The following is a 17299-nucleotide window of genomic DNA, read 5'->3' on the forward strand; positions in this document are numbered from 1 at the left end:
ATTAATCGTTGTGAACGTGATCTATTTTGAACATTGAAGAAACATTAGTAGTAACCAAAGCCAGTTTAGCGCCTCCCATAACGGTAGCCGCTTCCGTAAGATTAATTTTATTAGCTCCATCTATAACTTGAGACAAGTCAGTAATGATGTGTACTTGAGGTGTAATTGTAGTTCGTACCAAAGCATTTTCAGGGAAACTCAAAGTAACTTCAGCATAATTATAATCGGTTCCGGTTTGACCGGTATGCACTTTAAATTCTTTTGCCGTTGTCACCGTAGGAGCTGTAAAAGTACCTTCGAAAGCCACAAATTTATAACCTGCACTCCATGACCACATCATTCCTGCGGTTTGGGCAGTTGCCAAGAAATCTCCTTGACCCGTTGCTCCTGCTTCCCACTGGGTTTTATCAACTCCAATTCCGTATTTTATTTTAGTGTAATTTCCGGCAGGAATATTTGAAAGATTCAATACTAATGTTGCAGGCGTAGCTTCATCTACAATAAAATAGCTTTGACTTTTTGGGTAAGTAAAGGTAGTTCCATCTTCTTTTGTCAAGACAATATTACTCACAATGTACTTCACTTTTGAAACCGCTACAACCTCAGCATTCGAATTAGTGTAGTTCGTATTGAAAGCAAAATTAGCCGATTTGTAAACGTTATCAAATTCTAATTTAAGGTTTCCGTTTCCGGTAATCACTTCATTATCATCGACATTAGAACAAGAAAACAAGGTAACTGAGATAGCCATTACAGCTAGTATATTTTTTAATTGAAATTTCATTTCTTAAGATTTTTATTTTGAATATAAGTACTGTTTCGCATGCCATTTTTGGAGTATTATTTCCAAAAAAAGCAAACAGAATGCCATCCGTTGTATCAAACGGAAGAAAAAAAGCACACTACGTGCCTAAAAATTTAAGAAATGAAAGTGGGTGGGTGAAAAACAGAAACACTATTCAAGTGAGTATATAAATTAGAATAGTATGCGTTTATTTTTTCTTTGGTGCTAAAAAAAACTGTTGCCATTTCGAAAGATTTGATTTCCTCAAAAATGATCACATCCAGTATAGGAGCATTTCCTTTTTTATCGGATGAAAGTGGCTTTTCAGCCTCAGAAGCTTTGGCTAATTCTTTCATCAAATGACATTTTCCGTTACATTGCATTTTAGGTTTATCCTTATTTATACAAAGCACTTTTGAAATGTATTCATAATTCACGACATACTCTAAAACCGGAAGAACGGGCTTTATAAGCATAATCAATACAATTATAAATATGATTTTTTTCACGGTGCAAATTTACTAAATGATTGTTTGATAAAAAATAGTTTTGAATAGAATAATCATAAATAAAATCACTCTATTCAAAACCAAATACTTGAATGCTTTACGCCAATTTTAATTCGGGAATTTCAATCTCTTTTAGTTCCGTTTTATAGCAATCAAACTGACTCAGAATCTCATTTTTAGTGTTTTCGAAAAATGGATTTTTTGAAAATAAATCTTCATAATATCCAATCCCTACTAATAAATTATTTTTAAATGAATTCCATTTTTTAATTTGTCCCAAAGCTATTTCTTCAGTAACCGCTGAAATTTCATTTTTCAGATAGTCTAAATACATTTTTAACTCTTTCACAAATAGATTTGGTCGATCAGTAACCGTCAACACAGAAGCGTTTCCGTAAATATGCTGTACCATTTTAGACAGCGAAACTTCTTTATCAAAATAAGCCATATTAGGTCCTGGACAAATAATTACACCCTGAGCTTGACCTTTAATTTTAATGTCATTTTCAAGATACGAAGCATTGGCTAAACCCACACAAAGACAGGCTTTCTCCGTAATACTGTTTTTCTTTTTTTCGAAAACTTCCGCAGTTAAAATATCTTTTTCGAGAAGCAATTCTGCCAGTTTTAAGTCTTGGTATTTCTTGGAAGACGTACAAATTCCTTTGGCATCGTATTCTTTGCTTAGCGCCAAAAATCGTTTGGGACATGAACTTCCCGCTTTGCTTTCCTCAATTCGTTTCAATTTCAACTTTTCATTCGTCGTTCCTCGCAACGTATTGAAAGGAATTCCCAACGGCGAAATATGACTTAAATATAAATCATCTTCTTTGGCTCCAGCCAATAAATCTCTGGTGTGCTTATCAACCGATGTGGCTTCAGGAACCAATAAAAATGGTGAACCCCAACCTACAGAATCTACCTCATAATGGTCCAACAGAAAATCGTGTTCTTCAGCAGTTCCTACACCGCCTTGAACCGTGATTTTTAAATCCAAAGGTTGTTCAGGAACATGCATTTCTTTTTGTCCCAATGCTTTCACCATCAACCCATGTGCGGATTGAATTAATTGCTCTTTTTTCTGTTTGAATTCTTCTAAAATCGGCCCCAACAGATAGCCTTCGGTTGCAAAAGCATGTCCGCCACAATTCAGTCCGGATTCGATTCGATATTCAGAAACCCAAAGTCCTTTTTTAGCTAAAAAATTCCCTTGAATCATCGCCGAACGAAAGTCGCTTACTTTCAGCGTAATTTTCTTTTTCAGTGCATTATTCGCATCTGGAAAGAAAGCCGAAAAACTTTCTAAATAGCTGTATAACCTTGGATTCATCCCTGCCGATAAAACTACCGAAGATTCTAATGTACTGTTCACAAACCCTCGCAGGGCCGCATGTGCATCATTAAAAATGATAGGTAATTGTTCCTCTTTGATGAAATTATCCTTATCCAATTTGGTCATAATATTAACATCAATATCGCCCGGATAAAGATTTTTCTCCAGATAATTTTTGATGTTTTCTTTGAAAGCGAAACCGTCTTCCATCAAGTTTTGCAGGCCTGCTTTAATGCCTGATTTGTTGGGCAACATTGCGATGTAATTTTCCAAAGCTGATTTGCTTTCGGATAATTCCGTTTTGAAATTTTCGAATTTTTCCTTCACGATTTTGTCTACCAAATTCAGATAAGAAGTAATGCGTTCTGCGCGGTAATCATGTATTTTTTGGGTAATTTCCTGATACGGAAAATCGAATTTCTTGCTGTAAAAAGCATTCATTTTTTCGATAAGTTCATCATCCATAATTGAAATCACAGACGAAATTCCATACTTCGCTACTCGTATCGGACTATCAATCGTATAAGCAAGTCCCATAACCGGGATATGAAAAGTATGAAGTGGTTTACGTGTTGTCATGTTAAAATGATTTAAATAAATAAACCACAAAAATCGAGAAACAAAACCGTATAAAAACTGATAAATATCATGCTTTCAAAGCTATAAACAGTATTTATTTTGTGCCTTTTCATAGACAAAAAACAACTTCAACTTTACATTTAATCCTAAAACCAAAACGATAAACTTTTGTTAACGATTAAACTTTTTAGACCTATTCCTATCTTATAGCTATAAAACTTAAAACAATACAAATGAAAAAACTATTTATCGCTGCATTATTAGTTGTCGGAATGACAAGCTTTGCACAAGAAAGAAAAGCAAGACCAGAGAGAGCTCAAATGGAGCAAATGACTCCTGAGCAAAGAAACCAATTGCACTTGAAAAAGATGACTCTAGAATTAGATCTAAACGCTTCACAACAAAAAGAGATGAGTAAAGTCATTACGGAACAAAGTGCCAAAAGAGAAGCTAGAATGGCAGAGAGAAAAGCAAACAAAGATTCGGCTAAAAAACAACTTACCACTGACGAACTTTTTGCTAAAAAAAGCCAAATGTTAGACGAGCAAATTGTGATGAAAGAGAAAATGAAAAAAATTCTTTCAGCAGACCAATATAAAAAATGGGATGACATAAAAGGGAAAAGGCACAACGGAATGAAAAAAAGAATGGCATACCATCAGAATAGAAAAGCAGCACAAATGGGTGATAAAAAATAATCCATTTACTTAAACTATTTCATCTTAGTTCATAAAAAAGCCCCAAATTTGGGGCTTTTTTTATTTAAAATGTTTTCGATACTTTGTCTATCGCTCGGATGGTAAAATCCAAATCCTCATACGTTAACGCATCGGTAATAAACCACGTTTCATAAGCGGAAGGCGCAATATATATTCCTTCCTGCAATAATCCGTGGAAGAATTTTTTGAAAGTCTCGTTATCGCCATTTGCAGCTGTTTTAAAATCAACAACCGGAGTTGCATCAAAATGAACCGAAATCATCGAGCCAATAGTGTTTATTGTAAATGTAACATTATTTGCTTTCAATACTTTATCAATTCCTGCTGCCAAATATGCTGTTTTCTCTGCTAATCTTTGAAAAATAGCACGATCACTATCTAAAGCTTGCAACATCGCTAATCCTGCGGCCATTGCCAATGGATTTCCAGACAATGTTCCTGCCTGATAAACTGGACCTAACGGAGCTAGATAATTCATGATTTCTTCGCGAGCGGCAAAAGCACCAACAGGCAATCCTCCACCGATTACTTTACCGAAGCAAACTATATCAGCCGTTATGTTAAGCAATTCCTGAACACCGCCTGCAGCGAGCCTGAATCCTGTCATTACCTCATCAAAAATCAATAGAATTCCATTATCGGTACACAATTGGCGTAAGCCTTCTAGAAAGCCTTTATTGGGCGGAATACAACCCATATTCCCCGCAACAGGCTCCACAATTATGGCAGCAATTTCATTTTTATTAGCTTCTATTAAAGTAGCTACATTTTCTAAGTCATTATATTTTGCCAACAAAGTATCTTTGGCTGTTCCTGCCGTAACTCCTGGGCTGTTTGGTGAACCAAAAGTAATGGCTCCACTTCCCGCTTGAATCAAAAACGAATCCGAATGACCGTGATAACAACCTGCAAATTTTATTATTTTATCTCTTTTGGTAAATCCACGAGCCAGTCTTACGGCGCTCATACACGCTTCGGTACCTGAGTTTACAAATCTAATTTTATCGATATTTGGAACCATCGCAACGGCTAAAGCTGCAATTTGTGTTTCCAATTCCGTTGGCATTCCAAACGACGTTCCTAACTTCGCTTTTTCAATCACGGCGTGTACGACCGGTTCGTAAGCGTGTCCTAAAATCATTGGTCCCCAAGAATTGATATAGTCAATCAAACGGTTTCCATCTTCGTCGTACAAATATGCACCTTTGGCACTTTTGACAAAAATTGGAGTTCCACCCACTGCTTTAAAAGCTCTTACTGGTGAGTTTACACCTCCTGGAATTACTTTTTCTGCTTCAGCAAAAAGCTGACTGCTTCTTTTATACAACATTTATGAATTATGAATTATAGTTATTTTTTCAATTATTTTACCATTAACCTCTGTCCAATAGAAAGCGTATTGTCAGAAAGATTATTTTTTTGTTTTAAATCATCAACCTTTAAATCGAATTTTTTTGAAATGGAATACAGCGTATCCCCTTTTTGAACAACGTATGAAAATAAGTCTTGATTGATTGTATTTCTTGATTCAATTGTTAATTCTTCAACCATTTGTTTTTCATTAGACACATAATTTACATCTAAAACCTGATTGTCATATTGATGCAAATTGTAGCGCTCAATATAAGAAATCAACTTATCTGGATATTTAGGATCTGTGGCATAACCCGCAGCTCTTAGTCCTTTTGCCCAAGCTTTATAATCGCCTTTTGAAAATTCAAACAGCTTGGAATACCTGCTTCTTCCTGTCAAAAATAACGCGTGATCTTTGAATGATTCTGAAGGGTTATCATATTTTCTAAAGCATTCCTGATCAGAATCATCGTCATGCTTAACGCTTTCTCCTGTCCATCCTACGTGACATTTTATTCCAAAATGATTATTGGCACTTATCGCTAAATCACCTCTTCCTGCACCCGATTCTAGAATCCCCTGAGCTAAAATAATACTTGCGGGAATCCCATAATTCTTCATGTTTCCCATCGCAATTTCTTTAAATTTAGAAATGTAAGATACGATAACATCATTAGTAACCACAGTTTTTGAAGTTGAAACAATTACTTCTGTTTCTCGATTACCTTGTTCTTTTTTTACCGGTTTTGCAACTGTTGGTCTTGGAGTATTAGTGTTTGATGCAGCTGGTTTTTTAATCGTGCGTACTACCTCTGATTTTGGTTTCAAAGGAGCTTTCTTTGTTAAAATAACAGGTTTTGCGGCATTACAACCTATCAAAGTTATTATGGTAAAAAGCAGCAGTATTTTTTTAAGCATTGATATCTATTGTTGGTAATTGTTTGTTTCTTAATTTCATATTCATTCCCTGAATTCCTTGAATTCCTCCTGTATGAATTAATAAAATTTTTGATTCCGAAGGAAAATAGTTTTTTTGAATTAAATCTACAACGCCAAAAACCATCTTTCCCGTATAAATGGGATCCAAGGGAATCTTATTTTCCGTGTAAAACTGATTAATGAATCCAATTAAGGCTTCATTAACTTTCCCGTAACCCCCAAAATGATACTCCGTGATTAAGTCCCAATTTTCATTTTGGACAAAATTACAAATTTCCTCTTTCAAAAAATCACCTTTTAAAGCAGGAAATCCTAAAACTTTTTGGTGCGGCAAAGCACTGTTAATAATTCCAGAAATGGTACCACCTGTTCCTATTGAACAACAAATATAATCAAATTCAGCATCTTCTGGAGTTAGAATTTCCTGACAACCTTTGATTGCTAACGTATTTGTCCCACCTTCTGGTATTAAATAAAAATCCCCAAATTGTTGTTTTAAATTTTCTAAAAAAGAAGCCTCACTTTTTAACCTATATTCCTCCCTTGATATAAATTCCAATTGCATTCCGCAATTTTGAGCGAATGCCAATGTGGGATTCTCAGCGATTTTACTCCCTAACTCATCTCCACGAATAATTCCTATGGTTTTAAATCCTTTGTCTTTTCCTGCAAAAGCCACTGCTGCGATATGATTTGAAAAAGCGCCTCCAAAAGTAAGCAGCGTTTCATAATGCTCCGCTTTAGCTTGCAGCAAATTGTATTTCAACTTTCTGAATTTATTTCCGGAAACAAAAGGATGAATCAAATCTTCCCGTTTGATGGCTACTGAAATTGAGTTTAGAAACGGAGATGTTACCTGTTGATTCAAGGGAAGTGATTTTGGCACAAAGGTAAAATTATATATAACAAAAATGCAACCTCTAGAGATTGCATTTTGTTTGAATAATATTGACTCTTATCTTCTGATTATTATTTTCTGACCAACTTCTATTTTATCTTTAGTTGCTATTTTAACTATATAAATTCCATCACTAAGTCCCGAGGTAGAAAAGGTATAAGACGAATTCGCACCCAAATCTTTTTTGTTAAAAATTAATTTTCCGGCTACATCATACAAATTGCAAGTTGCAAGATCTAGTAATAATGGATTACTAATGGTTAAGTTTTTAGTAGAATTATTTTGATAAACCACAAAACTTTGACGCGCTGTTTCATCAATGCCTAAAGTAGCATTGCTTTTAAAAGTAATTTCAAACTGTGTGTTGTTAACACCTGCTGGTAATGTTAAATCATAGAAATCATTTTTAATATCATGGTACAAATCAGTTGTTTTATCGTGTAAATAAACCGCGTTTGCACTTGTAAAATTCAGCATCCCTTTCACTGTAATCTTAAAATTAGCTTGATTTCTATTTTTAAAGCCAATTGGAATTTTTTTGTCCATATCAAAACTCACTGCGTTAATAAGATATTCTTCGTCATCTATAACAAAGTAAACATCTGCTGGACTATCATCACTGGAAGATATTGCATCCATCGCACGATCAACCCCATCAGTCGCTTCAGGAACAAATGCCAGAACTATTTGACGAATTCCTTGATTATTCAACAAAGTATTAAATTGAATTTGAGATGTTGGCGCGAGGCTAACTTTTGCATAATCGTAACCTGAAACAGATGGAATTCTCGACAAATACTCAGTTGTAGTTTTTGGTTTAGTTGCAACAGCCATTTTCCCAAATTGAGAATAATTTAATGCGCCTTCTTTAACAAAAACCCTATAGCTATTTTTCATCTCCACAGTTCCGTTAACTAATCCATCAATCATAAAACCTTGCCCAATAGGAGAGAATCGTCTTTCATAATTCCCTCCTGTACCAGAAGCCGATCCTTCATTTCCAGCGCCATCATAGGAATAAAAAGTAGCTGGTACATATATACCTAATCCTCCTCTAGAGATAGGAGAAAAAACTCCATATCCGCCCTTATATTCAGCTATATAATGAGAATTGACGGTTTTGTCCTGTTCCCAGAAATAAGCAACTCCGGTACAATTTTTTTCTTCAAATAAAAAAGCAGACAAATCTATTGCCGATGGATATGGATTTCCTGTAAGTGTAAATTGTTCAAATGCAACTGGAATAGAAATAGTACCATCATTAGGTTTGCCTCTAAAATCATAGCGCTGTACACCTCCAGGATTGTTCTGAACTCCATTTACTGTTGTTAAATTAGTGCCTGAACTCCCTTTCATCGTAAATCCTTCTCCTGCATTAATATTCGAAGTCGTTCCCACCTGAATCCAATCTGAATAATTAGATGAAGCACTTAACTTAAAAATCCAGTAAGGTGCAATTGCAAATGGGCTGGCAGTACCATCATAATTATTCATTGCCAAAGGTGTTGAATTAACACTATTAGTTACATCTACTACATCTTTAAGCTGCGTGATTCCAAAAGCAGAATTTCCTGCAATTGCATTACTGCCCCCGACAGGAGAACACCAATAATCAAATTGATAATTGTTTGTTGTTCCTTCTTGAAAAACAGACAAGCTTCCAAGTCCTACATTAGCACTCCCTGACGTAGAACCTTGAACCAATTGAGCATCTGTCCTTAAATAGAAATTACTGCTGGCAGCATTTAATTCCAGTTGCTGTTTCACAAAAACTACTTGGTCATTAGCAAAAACATAACTGTTAGGACTTACATACATCTGAGCATTTACACTGTTCTGCAAAAATAATCCTGCAACAATCAATAGTGTTCGTTTAAGTAATTTTGAGTCCATAAGCTAGCATTTTAAATTAATTTGTATGAAATAAATTATATTTTTTTTATAAATACATTATGCCTGAAATAATACCATTAAATTTTAAAAAATGAGATTCTCGTTAGCCTTAAAAGTTTAAAAAAAATTCTAAATCAAGAATTTCAGCTAATAAAAACTGTTTTAGTTTATTTTTATATAAAGTTACAAAAAAAACAGAATAGGAATCAATATAAATACCGATAAAAAGTATAAATAATCGACTAAATACATATTTTTTAATTTTAAATAAATTATTTCTTACAATTAAAAAATAAAACAATAGTAATTAACCATTTAATAATTTCAAATTGAAAAATATTCAAAGTGCTATAAGTTAATACTGTAGAATTGTTTTAGCTCCACAAACAGATGGTAACGAAATACAAGTAAATTTAACAAATTGACTCTCTAAATACTATTACTTTTTTAAATCTAAATATCTTAAGAATTGAAAAAAGACTCTATTTTCTAAGTACACTAAATTTGATTCATTTGCATAAGCTTCTCTTTCGAAACTTATGTTTCTATAAGCCAAATTTGCATTTTTATACTGAACCAATCGAACACAATACTCTAAGAGATACCAAATAAAAAAAGGAAGTATTAATAATTCAAGCTGTTGTCGAAGATGGATTTTCTCGTGATTGACAAAAACTCTATTTCCTTTATCCATTTCATATTTTACAAATACAAAAGGAAAAAATGTCAATCCACGGAATCCTTTTGGAATTAAATATTTAACAACAATCAGAAACATTCGCTATAAAATTTATAAATTTGTAATAATAAAATCGTTCTATTTAATGAAAATCTCACTCGTTTGAGTTGATTTTAATGAATTAGTAATCCAAATGACTCATACAATAGAATAATCCCAAAATATGATTGACCAAAGTAATGAAAATAAATTAATAGAAGGGGAAGATTTCTATTACACACCCGAGGGCTATAAATGCTTTACTGAAAAACACCATTTAAAACGTGGTTATTGCTGTAAAAGTGGCTGTCGCCATTGTCCCTATGGTTTTGATAAAAAAACAGGAACTAATAAAAAGTAACAGCATTTTAGAATCAAAATCAACAAAATAAGAAAACGTCAGTTATAAAAAACACCAAATAAAATGGATATTTGTTCACAGAAATATAGAATCAAAATTCACAAATCCTACCATAGGTCGGATATTCGTTATCCTTAGTTGTTTCATTTTTTTTACACAAAGTTTGAGTTTCTTAAACGAATCAACAAAAAAAATAACGAAACAAAATTTAAAAATGACTTTTCAAGAACAAATACAACAAGGAATTCCTTCGGTTTTACCAAAACAAAAACCATACGAAATTGACATCAATCACGCACCAAAACGCAAAGAAATCCTTTCGTCAGAAGAAAAAAAACTGGCATTACGCAATGCCTTACGTTATTTTGAACCGCAACATCACGCTGAATTGATCAAAGAATTCTCAGAAGAACTTGAAACCTACGGACGTATTTACATGTACCGTTTGCGTCCGGATTATAAAATGTATGCGCGACCAATTGCTGAATACCCAGGAAAATGCGAACAGGCAAAAGCAATTATGCTGATGATTCAAAATAACTTGGATTATGCCGTTGCACAACATCCCCATGAGTTAATTACCTATGGTGGGAATGGAGCCGTTTTCCAAAACTGGGCACAGTATTTATTGACCATGCAATACTTATCAGAAATGACCGACGAGCAAACCTTAACTATGTATTCCGGTCACCCGATGGGATTATTCCCTTCTCATAAAGAAGCACCACGAGTTGTTGTGACAAACGGAATGGTCATCCCTAATTATTCTAAACCGGACGATTGGGAAAAAATGAATGCACTGGGTGTTTCTCAATACGGACAAATGACCGCAGGAAGCTACATGTACATAGGACCTCAAGGAATTGTACACGGAACAACTATTACCGTTTTGAATGGTTTTCGTAAAATAAAACGCAGTCCAAAAGGCGGATTATTTGTCACCTCTGGATTAGGCGGAATGTCTGGCGCGCAACCAAAAGCCGGAAATATTGCCGGTTGTATCACTGTCTGTGCCGAAGTAAACCCAAAAATAACGCATATTCGCCACAGTCAAGGATGGATCAATGAAGTGATAGAAAACGTAGATGAACTCGTAAAAAGAGTCGCTTTGGCGCAGGCCAATAAAGAAGTTGTTTCTATCGGGTATCTTGGAAATGTGGTTGATATTTGGGAAAAATTTGATGAAGAAAACATTCATATCCATTTAGGTTCTGATCAGACTTCGTTACACAATCCTTGGGCGGGCGGCTATTATCCCGCTAATCTTTCCTTTGAAGAAGCCAATGAAATGATGGCTAATAATCCTGATTTATTTAAAATAAAAGTTCAAGAAACATTACGACGTCATACGACTGCCATCAATAAACATACTGCCAAAGGAACGTATTTCTTTGATTATGGAAATGCATTTTTATTGGAAGCTTCCCGTGCCGGTGCTGATGTAATGGCTGAAAATCATATCGATTTCAGGTATCCGAGTTATGTACAGGATATTATGGGACCCATGTGTTTTGATTACGGTTTTGGCCCTTTCCGTTGGGTTTGTGCTTCGGGAAAACCAGAAGATTTAGCCCAAACAGATTTAATTGCTTGCCAAGTTCTTGAAGAAATGGCAAAAACAGCTCCCGAAGAAATTCAGCAACAAATGCAGGATAATATCCATTGGATAAAAGGCGCTCAGGAAAATAAATTAGTCGTTGGTTCTCAAGCCAGAATCCTTTATGCTGATGCTGAAGGTCGTGTTAAAATTGCCGAAGCTTTTAATCAGGCGATTGCAAAAGGCGAAATAGGAACTGTCGTTTTAGGCAGGGATCACCATGATGTTTCCGGTACAGATTCTCCATACAGAGAAACTTCAAATATTTATGACGGCTCAAGATTTACAGCTGATATGGCGATACAAAATGTCATTGGAGACAGCTTTCGAGGTGCTACTTGGGTATCCATTCACAATGGCGGAGGCGTAGGATGGGGCGAGGTAATTAACGGTGGGTTTGGTATGGTTCTTGATGGTTCTAAAGAAGCTTCAAGACGTTTAGAATCAATGCTTTTCTGGGATGTCAACAATGGAATTTCCAGAAGAAGCTGGGCTAGAAATGACGGAGCATTATTTGCAATAAAAAGAGCGATGGAGACGCAACCTTTATTGAAAGTGACCATCCCTAATATAGTAGCCGACAATTTGTTGGATTTTTAAAATTTGAACGTAACTTTAGTAAATTAGTAATCAAACAACTAACCCATGAAAGCAATTAAACTCCTTCCAGTACTCCTACTTCTTGTAGCTGCATCTTGCAGTTCCGTAAGAGTGTATTCCGATTATGATAATAACATAAATTTTAGTCAATATAAAACGTATGCTTTCCATAAGAAAGGCATCGATAGAGTTGAAATTTCAGAATTGGATAAAAAAAGAATCCTTAATGCCATAGACCGAGAATTGAGCGTTAAAGGCATGACTAAAAGTGAAAATCCAGATTTGCTGATTAATATACTTACTAAAGAAAGGGAAAAAATTGACGTAAACCAGTATAATGCCGGATGGGGTTATGGTTGGGGATGGGGATGGAATCCTTATTTATGGGGAGGCCGCAGCACTTATGTTTCCTCTTCAACTGAAGGAACATTGTATATTGATTTAATTGATGCCAAGAAAAAAGAGTTGGTTTGGCAAGGCGAAGGTGTTGGTTACCTAACTAAAAACCGCACTGAAAAAGAAAAACAAATCAATGAATTTGTCGCAAAAATTTTAGAGCAATATCCTCCTAAAGCAAAATAGTTTACCATTACATTTCAACATAAAAGCCTACCTTTGCGTAGGCTTTTTTTATACCCGATCATGGCACAATTTAACGACATTACCACATTCGAAGATATCAAATTACTGGTTGATACTTTTTATTCTAAAGTTCAAAAAGACGAATTTATTGGACCCATATTCAACGAGAAAATAGGCAACCGCTGGCCGGAACATCTGGAAAAAATGTACCGCTTTTGGCAAACTATTTTACTTGAAGTGCATTCCTATTCCGGAAGTCCATTTCCACCACACAAACAATTACCGGTTGCCAAAGAACATTTTGACCGCTGGATGGAAATTTTCACTGAAACTACCGATAGTTTATTTATAGGTCCATTAGCAGAAGAAGCGAAACTACGCGCTAAAAATATGGCTGAAATGTTTAATTACAAAATTGACTATTTCCGCAATCTTGAAAAAAATCAAACGAACAATTCATAGTTTTTAAAGTGGGTTTTTAATCCAAAAATCAGATCCTTTTGCAAATAGCAACACATTTTTTTATGCGCAAATTATTATTTCTTGTCGTTTTACCCGCTTTTCTTCTTTCTTGTTCCAATTTAAAACAAACCGTTGAAAACAAAATAACTCCAAGTTTAAAATTGGTCAGTTCCATTGAAATTCCTTTTGATAAAACGTTTCAGAATACAAAAGTGGGCGGATTGTCCGGAATCGATTATGATGCAAAAAATGATTTGTATTATTTGATATGTGATGACAGATCGATGTTTAACGATTCTAGATTTTATACTGCAAAAATTCGTTTGCTCGAAAATAAAGTAGAAGGCATCGATTTCCAAAGTGTCAGCACTTTAAAAAATGAAACCGGAACAGCGTACGGCGATTGGAACACCACGCCAACTACCTCAACAGATCCCGAAGATATCCGATTCAATCCAAAAACGAATGCTTTGATTTGGAGCAGCGAAGGTGCGCGAGTGATTACTGCCGACAAGGAAGTTTTACAAAATCCTTCACTAAATTTTATGGATTTGAAAGGTGATTTTCTTGGCAATGTTACCTTACCGGAAAATTTAAAAATGCAGAAACTGGAAAAAGGTCCGAGAAATAATGGCACTTTAGAAGGAATTACATTCGATTTTAAATACAAAAATATTTACACCAATATTGAAGAACCTTTATTTGAAGATGGCGACCAAGCCAATACCAGCAAAGGAGGTTTGATTCGGTTCTATCAATTTGATGCCAAAACAAAAGTAAACACCGCTCAATACGGTTACCAACTGGAACCCATTGCTCGTGAACCCAATCCGAAAGGAGCTTTTGCAGTAAATGGTGTTTCGGCAATTCAGTATTATGGTAAAAACCAGTTGTTGGTAGTGGAACGATCCTATTCTACCGGTACACAAGCTTGCACAATAAAAGTATTTTTATGTGACTTGAAAAAGGCAACGAACGTTAACAATTATCCTTCCTTACAAAACCAAAAATTGGAATTAGCTTCTAAAAAACTGATTCTAAATATGGATGACTTGGGAATTTTTATTGATAATATCGAAGGACTTACTTTTGGTCCAAAACTGACAAATGGTAATCCATCTATCATTTTTGTTTCGGATAATAATTTTTCTGATAAACAAAAAACACAGGTTTTGGTGTTTGAGTTGGTGAAGTAGTAAATCCGAAAAATATCTTTTAATCCCCAACTCCCCTAGCCCCGATTACTTCACTATACTTTTATTTTTACTGGAGTTCAGTGAACTTCGTTTGCAATGAAAAGCTTTTTGCGAAAGCCGTTTTGGTTTTTCTTGTTGCTGCAAAGCGACCAAAGGAAGCTCCTGCGGGAACTGTAGAAAAACTAACGGGTTTACAAAAACTTGCAATGAAAAGCGGGAAGTAGCTCCTGAAATTCGTACTTTTGCAGTAGAACTACAACGTTTTCGATATGAACTCAACTATAGAAAGCAATCCGTTATTAGACCGATTGCCAAAGCACTTAAAACAATTCATTAAGCCTCAGGATTATAGCGATTATACGCCCATAAATCAAGCGGTTTGGCGTTATGTGATGCGCAAAAATGTAGATTACTTATCAAAAGTGGCGCATAGTTCCTACTTGGAAGGCTTGAAAAAAACGGGAATCGAAATTGACAATATACCGAGCATGTATGGCATGAACCGTATTTTGACCGAAATAGGTTGGGCTGCAGTTGCCGTGGATGGATTTATTCCGCCTAATGCTTTTATGGAATTTCAGGCGTATAATGTGCTTGTAATTGCCTCTGACATTCGTCAACTCGAACATATAGAATACACGCCTGCGCCGGATATTATTCACGAAGGTGCCGGTCATGCGCCCATTATTGCCAATCCGGAATATGCGGAATACCTGCGTCGTTTTGGAGAAATAGGCTGTAAAGCGATTTCTTCGCATAAAGATTACCAAATGTATGAAGCTATCAGACTGCTTTCAATCTTGAAAGAAGCTGAAGATACATCGCAAGCCGATATTGATGCTGCTGAAAAAGCAGTGGAGGATTTGCAGAATAACATGGGTGAATTATCAGAAATGGCACAAATTAGAAACCTGCATTGGTGGACCGTGGAATATGGTTTGATTGGAACTATTGACAATCCAAAAATTTACGGTGCCGGACTGCTTTCGTCTATTGGAGAAAGTGCGTGGTGCATGACGGATAATGTAAAGAAAATACCTTACGATATATCAGCGGCGAACCAAAGTTTTGACATTACAAAACTGCAACCGCAACTTTACGTTACTGCAGATTTTGCATATTTAAGCTTGGTTTTGGAAGAGTTTGCTAATAAAATGGCGTTGCGTACCGGAGGATTATCAGGAATTAATAAACTGATTCATTCCAATGCTTTAGGAACAATTGAATTGAGTACCGGAATTCAGATTTCGGGAGTTTTCACCAATGTCATTGAAGAAGAAGGAAAACCCGTTTATATCCAAACAACCGGAAAAACAGCATTATCATACCGTGAAAAAGAATTAGTAGGTCATGGAACAATCAAACATGCCGAAGGTTTTGGAAGTCCGATTGGAAAATTAAAAGGTATAAATCTAGCGATTGAAGACATGAGTCCAAGAGATTTAAGCGCTTATTCCATTACCGAAAGTAAAAGTGTAACACTTGAATTCGAAGGAGATATCACCGTAAAAGGGGAAATCATTACAGGTTCTAGAAACCTGCACGGAGAGATTATTTTAATCAGTTTAAAGAATTGTACCGTGACTCACGGAGAAACTATTTTGTTTCAACCAGAATGGGGAATTTACGATATGGCTGTAGGTAAAAAAGTGGTTTCAGCATTTTCAGGACCCGCTGATGTGAATAGTTTTGATTTGATTTCGCATGTACCAACAAGCAAAACCATCAAAGCGAAACATACGGCGGAACGTGATGATTTAGAGGTTTTATATCAAACAGTTAGAAACATAAGAGAAACAAAGGATAACGAAGCTTCTTTAACTCCAATTTTTGATAAATTACGAACTAATCATCCAAACGACTGGTTGTTGGCTGTTGAAATCGCAGAGCTTTTGAAGGACCGAAACGAACCTCAATTGCTACAGGAAATAATGGTTTATCTTGATCAATTGAAACAAAAAAGACCCGAAGTAGCCCATTTGATTGCTGGTGGTTTAGACTTGATTTTTGACAAAGACAAAGCTTAAATCTTATTTTTGTCAAATCGAGAGCAGTCGAGATTATTACGTCTATAAATAAAGCCCCCTAAAGATGGTTTCGACTTTAGTTTATCCCAAGCGAAGTCGCACGGACTCAACCTGACAAAGAAGTATTTATAATTTTATTTTTTGCCCAAAATCTTTTTCGCTTTCGATTACTTTTCCTTCGTATTGCAATTTCCAACCCATGGTATTGGTCAGAATCAATATTTTAGATAATTCGCTTATCAAGCGATTTTGAGCATTTGTTTTCAACGATGATTTTTCTATTTTCTTCGCCAGATTCGCTTTTACCGATTTGTTTATTTTATTGTAATCATCTCCCGTAAATGGGTTTAATTTGCTTTGTTCCACATCATAAAACTGAATATCAGGACTTATTTTTATTTCCTCTTTTGGAATACTTACAATTGTGATGGTTTTATTCTTTTCATCGATATCGTATTTCATTTTGTGCAAATCATATGCTACTGTCACATCGGCATTGACAACCACCAAAGCTTTTTTCTCGAAAGAAAGCATGTCCAACAAATACTTTTGTTGATTTTTATAGGTGATCACTTCAGAAAAATGACCTTCAGTAACGACCAATTTTCCAACGTTCAGAATTTGTTGCTGAATGAGATTTGTGTTGTACGTGATATCTTCATCATCTTTTTTCTTAAAATCACAGAATTTGAACAATAAAAATATTCCACCGATAACTGCTATTCCAATAAGTATTCTTCTAAGCATAA

16 protein-coding genes are annotated in these 17299 nt (G+C 35.2%); 7 read left to right on the forward strand and 9 right to left on the reverse strand.

What is annotated here, in order from left to right; genetic code table 11:
* Position 1 precedes the first annotated feature (1 nt).
* From ACNQF6_RS03585 to ACNQF6_RS03595, 3 genes are all read right to left on the reverse strand, one after another.
* A complete protein-coding gene (locus ACNQF6_RS03585; protein ID WP_417963310.1) occupies positions 2-784 on the reverse strand; it encodes an MbnP family protein in 783 nt (260 codons plus the stop codon).
* 134 nt (positions 785-918) lie between these two features.
* Positions 919-1293 (reverse strand): hypothetical protein, encoded by a 375-nt coding sequence (locus tag ACNQF6_RS03590; RefSeq protein WP_417963312.1) that lies wholly within the window; start codon positions 1291-1293, stop codon positions 919-921.
* Positions 1294-1390: 97 nt separating this feature from the next.
* Positions 1391-3205 carry a hypothetical protein gene (locus ACNQF6_RS03595; protein WP_417963314.1) on the reverse strand — a complete coding sequence of 605 codons (1815 nt, stop codon included), beginning with the start codon at positions 3203-3205 and terminating at the stop codon, positions 1391-1393.
* A gap of 233 nt (positions 3206-3438) precedes the next feature.
* On the opposite strand from ACNQF6_RS03595, the gene ACNQF6_RS03600 reads away from it, so the two are divergent.
* Positions 3439-3903, forward strand: a complete 465-nt coding sequence (locus tag ACNQF6_RS03600) for a hypothetical protein (protein WP_417963316.1) — start codon at positions 3439-3441, stop codon at positions 3901-3903.
* A 64-nt stretch (positions 3904-3967) separates the two neighbouring features.
* Here ACNQF6_RS03600 and hemL read toward each other — a convergent pair whose 3' ends face one another.
* The 5 genes from hemL to ACNQF6_RS03625 form a co-directional block, all read right to left on the reverse strand.
* Positions 3968-5254 carry a glutamate-1-semialdehyde 2,1-aminomutase gene (gene hemL / locus ACNQF6_RS03605; RefSeq protein WP_417963318.1) on the reverse strand — a complete coding sequence of 429 codons (1287 nt, stop codon included), beginning with the start codon at positions 5252-5254 and terminating at the stop codon, positions 3968-3970.
* Between the two features lie 32 nt (positions 5255-5286).
* Positions 5287-6195, reverse strand: a complete 909-nt coding sequence (locus tag ACNQF6_RS03610; RefSeq protein WP_417963320.1) for a glucosaminidase domain-containing protein — start codon at positions 6193-6195, stop codon at positions 5287-5289.
* Complete coding sequence (locus tag ACNQF6_RS03615; protein WP_417963322.1) at positions 6188-7084, reverse strand: 1-aminocyclopropane-1-carboxylate deaminase/D-cysteine desulfhydrase; 897 nt, start codon at positions 7082-7084, stop codon at positions 6188-6190. The genes ACNQF6_RS03610 and ACNQF6_RS03615 overlap by 8 nt, the downstream gene beginning before the upstream one ends.
* A gap of 87 nt (positions 7085-7171) precedes the next feature.
* The gene (locus ACNQF6_RS03620; protein ID WP_417963324.1) at positions 7172-9007 is read right to left on the reverse strand and encodes a T9SS type A sorting domain-containing protein; all 1836 of its coding nucleotides are present in this window, start codon (positions 9005-9007) and stop codon (positions 7172-7174) included.
* A gap of 439 nt (positions 9008-9446) precedes the next feature.
* Positions 9447-9785 (reverse strand): hypothetical protein, encoded by a 339-nt coding sequence (locus ACNQF6_RS03625; RefSeq protein WP_417963327.1) that lies wholly within the window; start codon positions 9783-9785, stop codon positions 9447-9449.
* A 124-nt stretch (positions 9786-9909) separates the two neighbouring features.
* Between ACNQF6_RS03625 and ACNQF6_RS03630 the strand changes: the two genes are divergently transcribed.
* The 6 genes from ACNQF6_RS03630 (at position 9910) to ACNQF6_RS03655 (ending at position 16550) form a co-directional block, all read left to right on the forward strand.
* Positions 9910-10086, forward strand: a complete 177-nt coding sequence (locus tag ACNQF6_RS03630; protein WP_158634650.1) for a DUF5522 domain-containing protein — start codon at positions 9910-9912, stop codon at positions 10084-10086.
* 214 nt (positions 10087-10300) lie between these two features.
* Complete coding sequence (locus ACNQF6_RS03635) at positions 10301-12283, forward strand: urocanate hydratase (RefSeq protein WP_417963330.1); 1983 nt, start codon at positions 10301-10303, stop codon at positions 12281-12283.
* A gap of 45 nt (positions 12284-12328) precedes the next feature.
* Positions 12329-12865 carry a DUF4136 domain-containing protein gene (locus ACNQF6_RS03640; RefSeq protein ID WP_417963332.1) on the forward strand — a complete coding sequence of 179 codons (537 nt, stop codon included), beginning with the start codon at positions 12329-12331 and terminating at the stop codon, positions 12863-12865.
* 60 nt (positions 12866-12925) lie between these two features.
* Positions 12926-13327 (forward strand): group III truncated hemoglobin, encoded by a 402-nt coding sequence (locus ACNQF6_RS03645; protein WP_417963334.1) that lies wholly within the window; start codon positions 12926-12928, stop codon positions 13325-13327.
* Positions 13328-13389: 62 nt separating this feature from the next.
* On the forward strand, positions 13390-14523 hold the full coding sequence (locus tag ACNQF6_RS03650; protein WP_417963336.1) for an esterase-like activity of phytase family protein: 1134 nt from the start codon (positions 13390-13392) through the stop codon (positions 14521-14523).
* Positions 14524-14792: 269 nt separating this feature from the next.
* The gene (locus ACNQF6_RS03655) at positions 14793-16550 is read left to right on the forward strand and encodes an aromatic amino acid hydroxylase (protein ID WP_417963338.1); all 1758 of its coding nucleotides are present in this window, start codon (positions 14793-14795) and stop codon (positions 16548-16550) included.
* Between the two features lie 126 nt (positions 16551-16676).
* On the opposite strand, the gene ACNQF6_RS03660 is transcribed toward ACNQF6_RS03655, so the two are convergent.
* Positions 16677-17297: a DUF4230 domain-containing protein gene (locus tag ACNQF6_RS03660; protein WP_417963340.1), complete on the reverse strand. Its 621-nt coding sequence runs from the start codon at positions 17295-17297 to the stop codon at positions 16677-16679.
* Between the last annotated feature and the right edge of the window lie 2 nt (positions 17298-17299).

Source organism: Flavobacterium pasteuri (assembly GCF_048286615.1).
In the GTDB taxonomy this organism is placed as follows: Bacteria; Bacteroidota; Bacteroidia; order Flavobacteriales; family Flavobacteriaceae; genus Flavobacterium.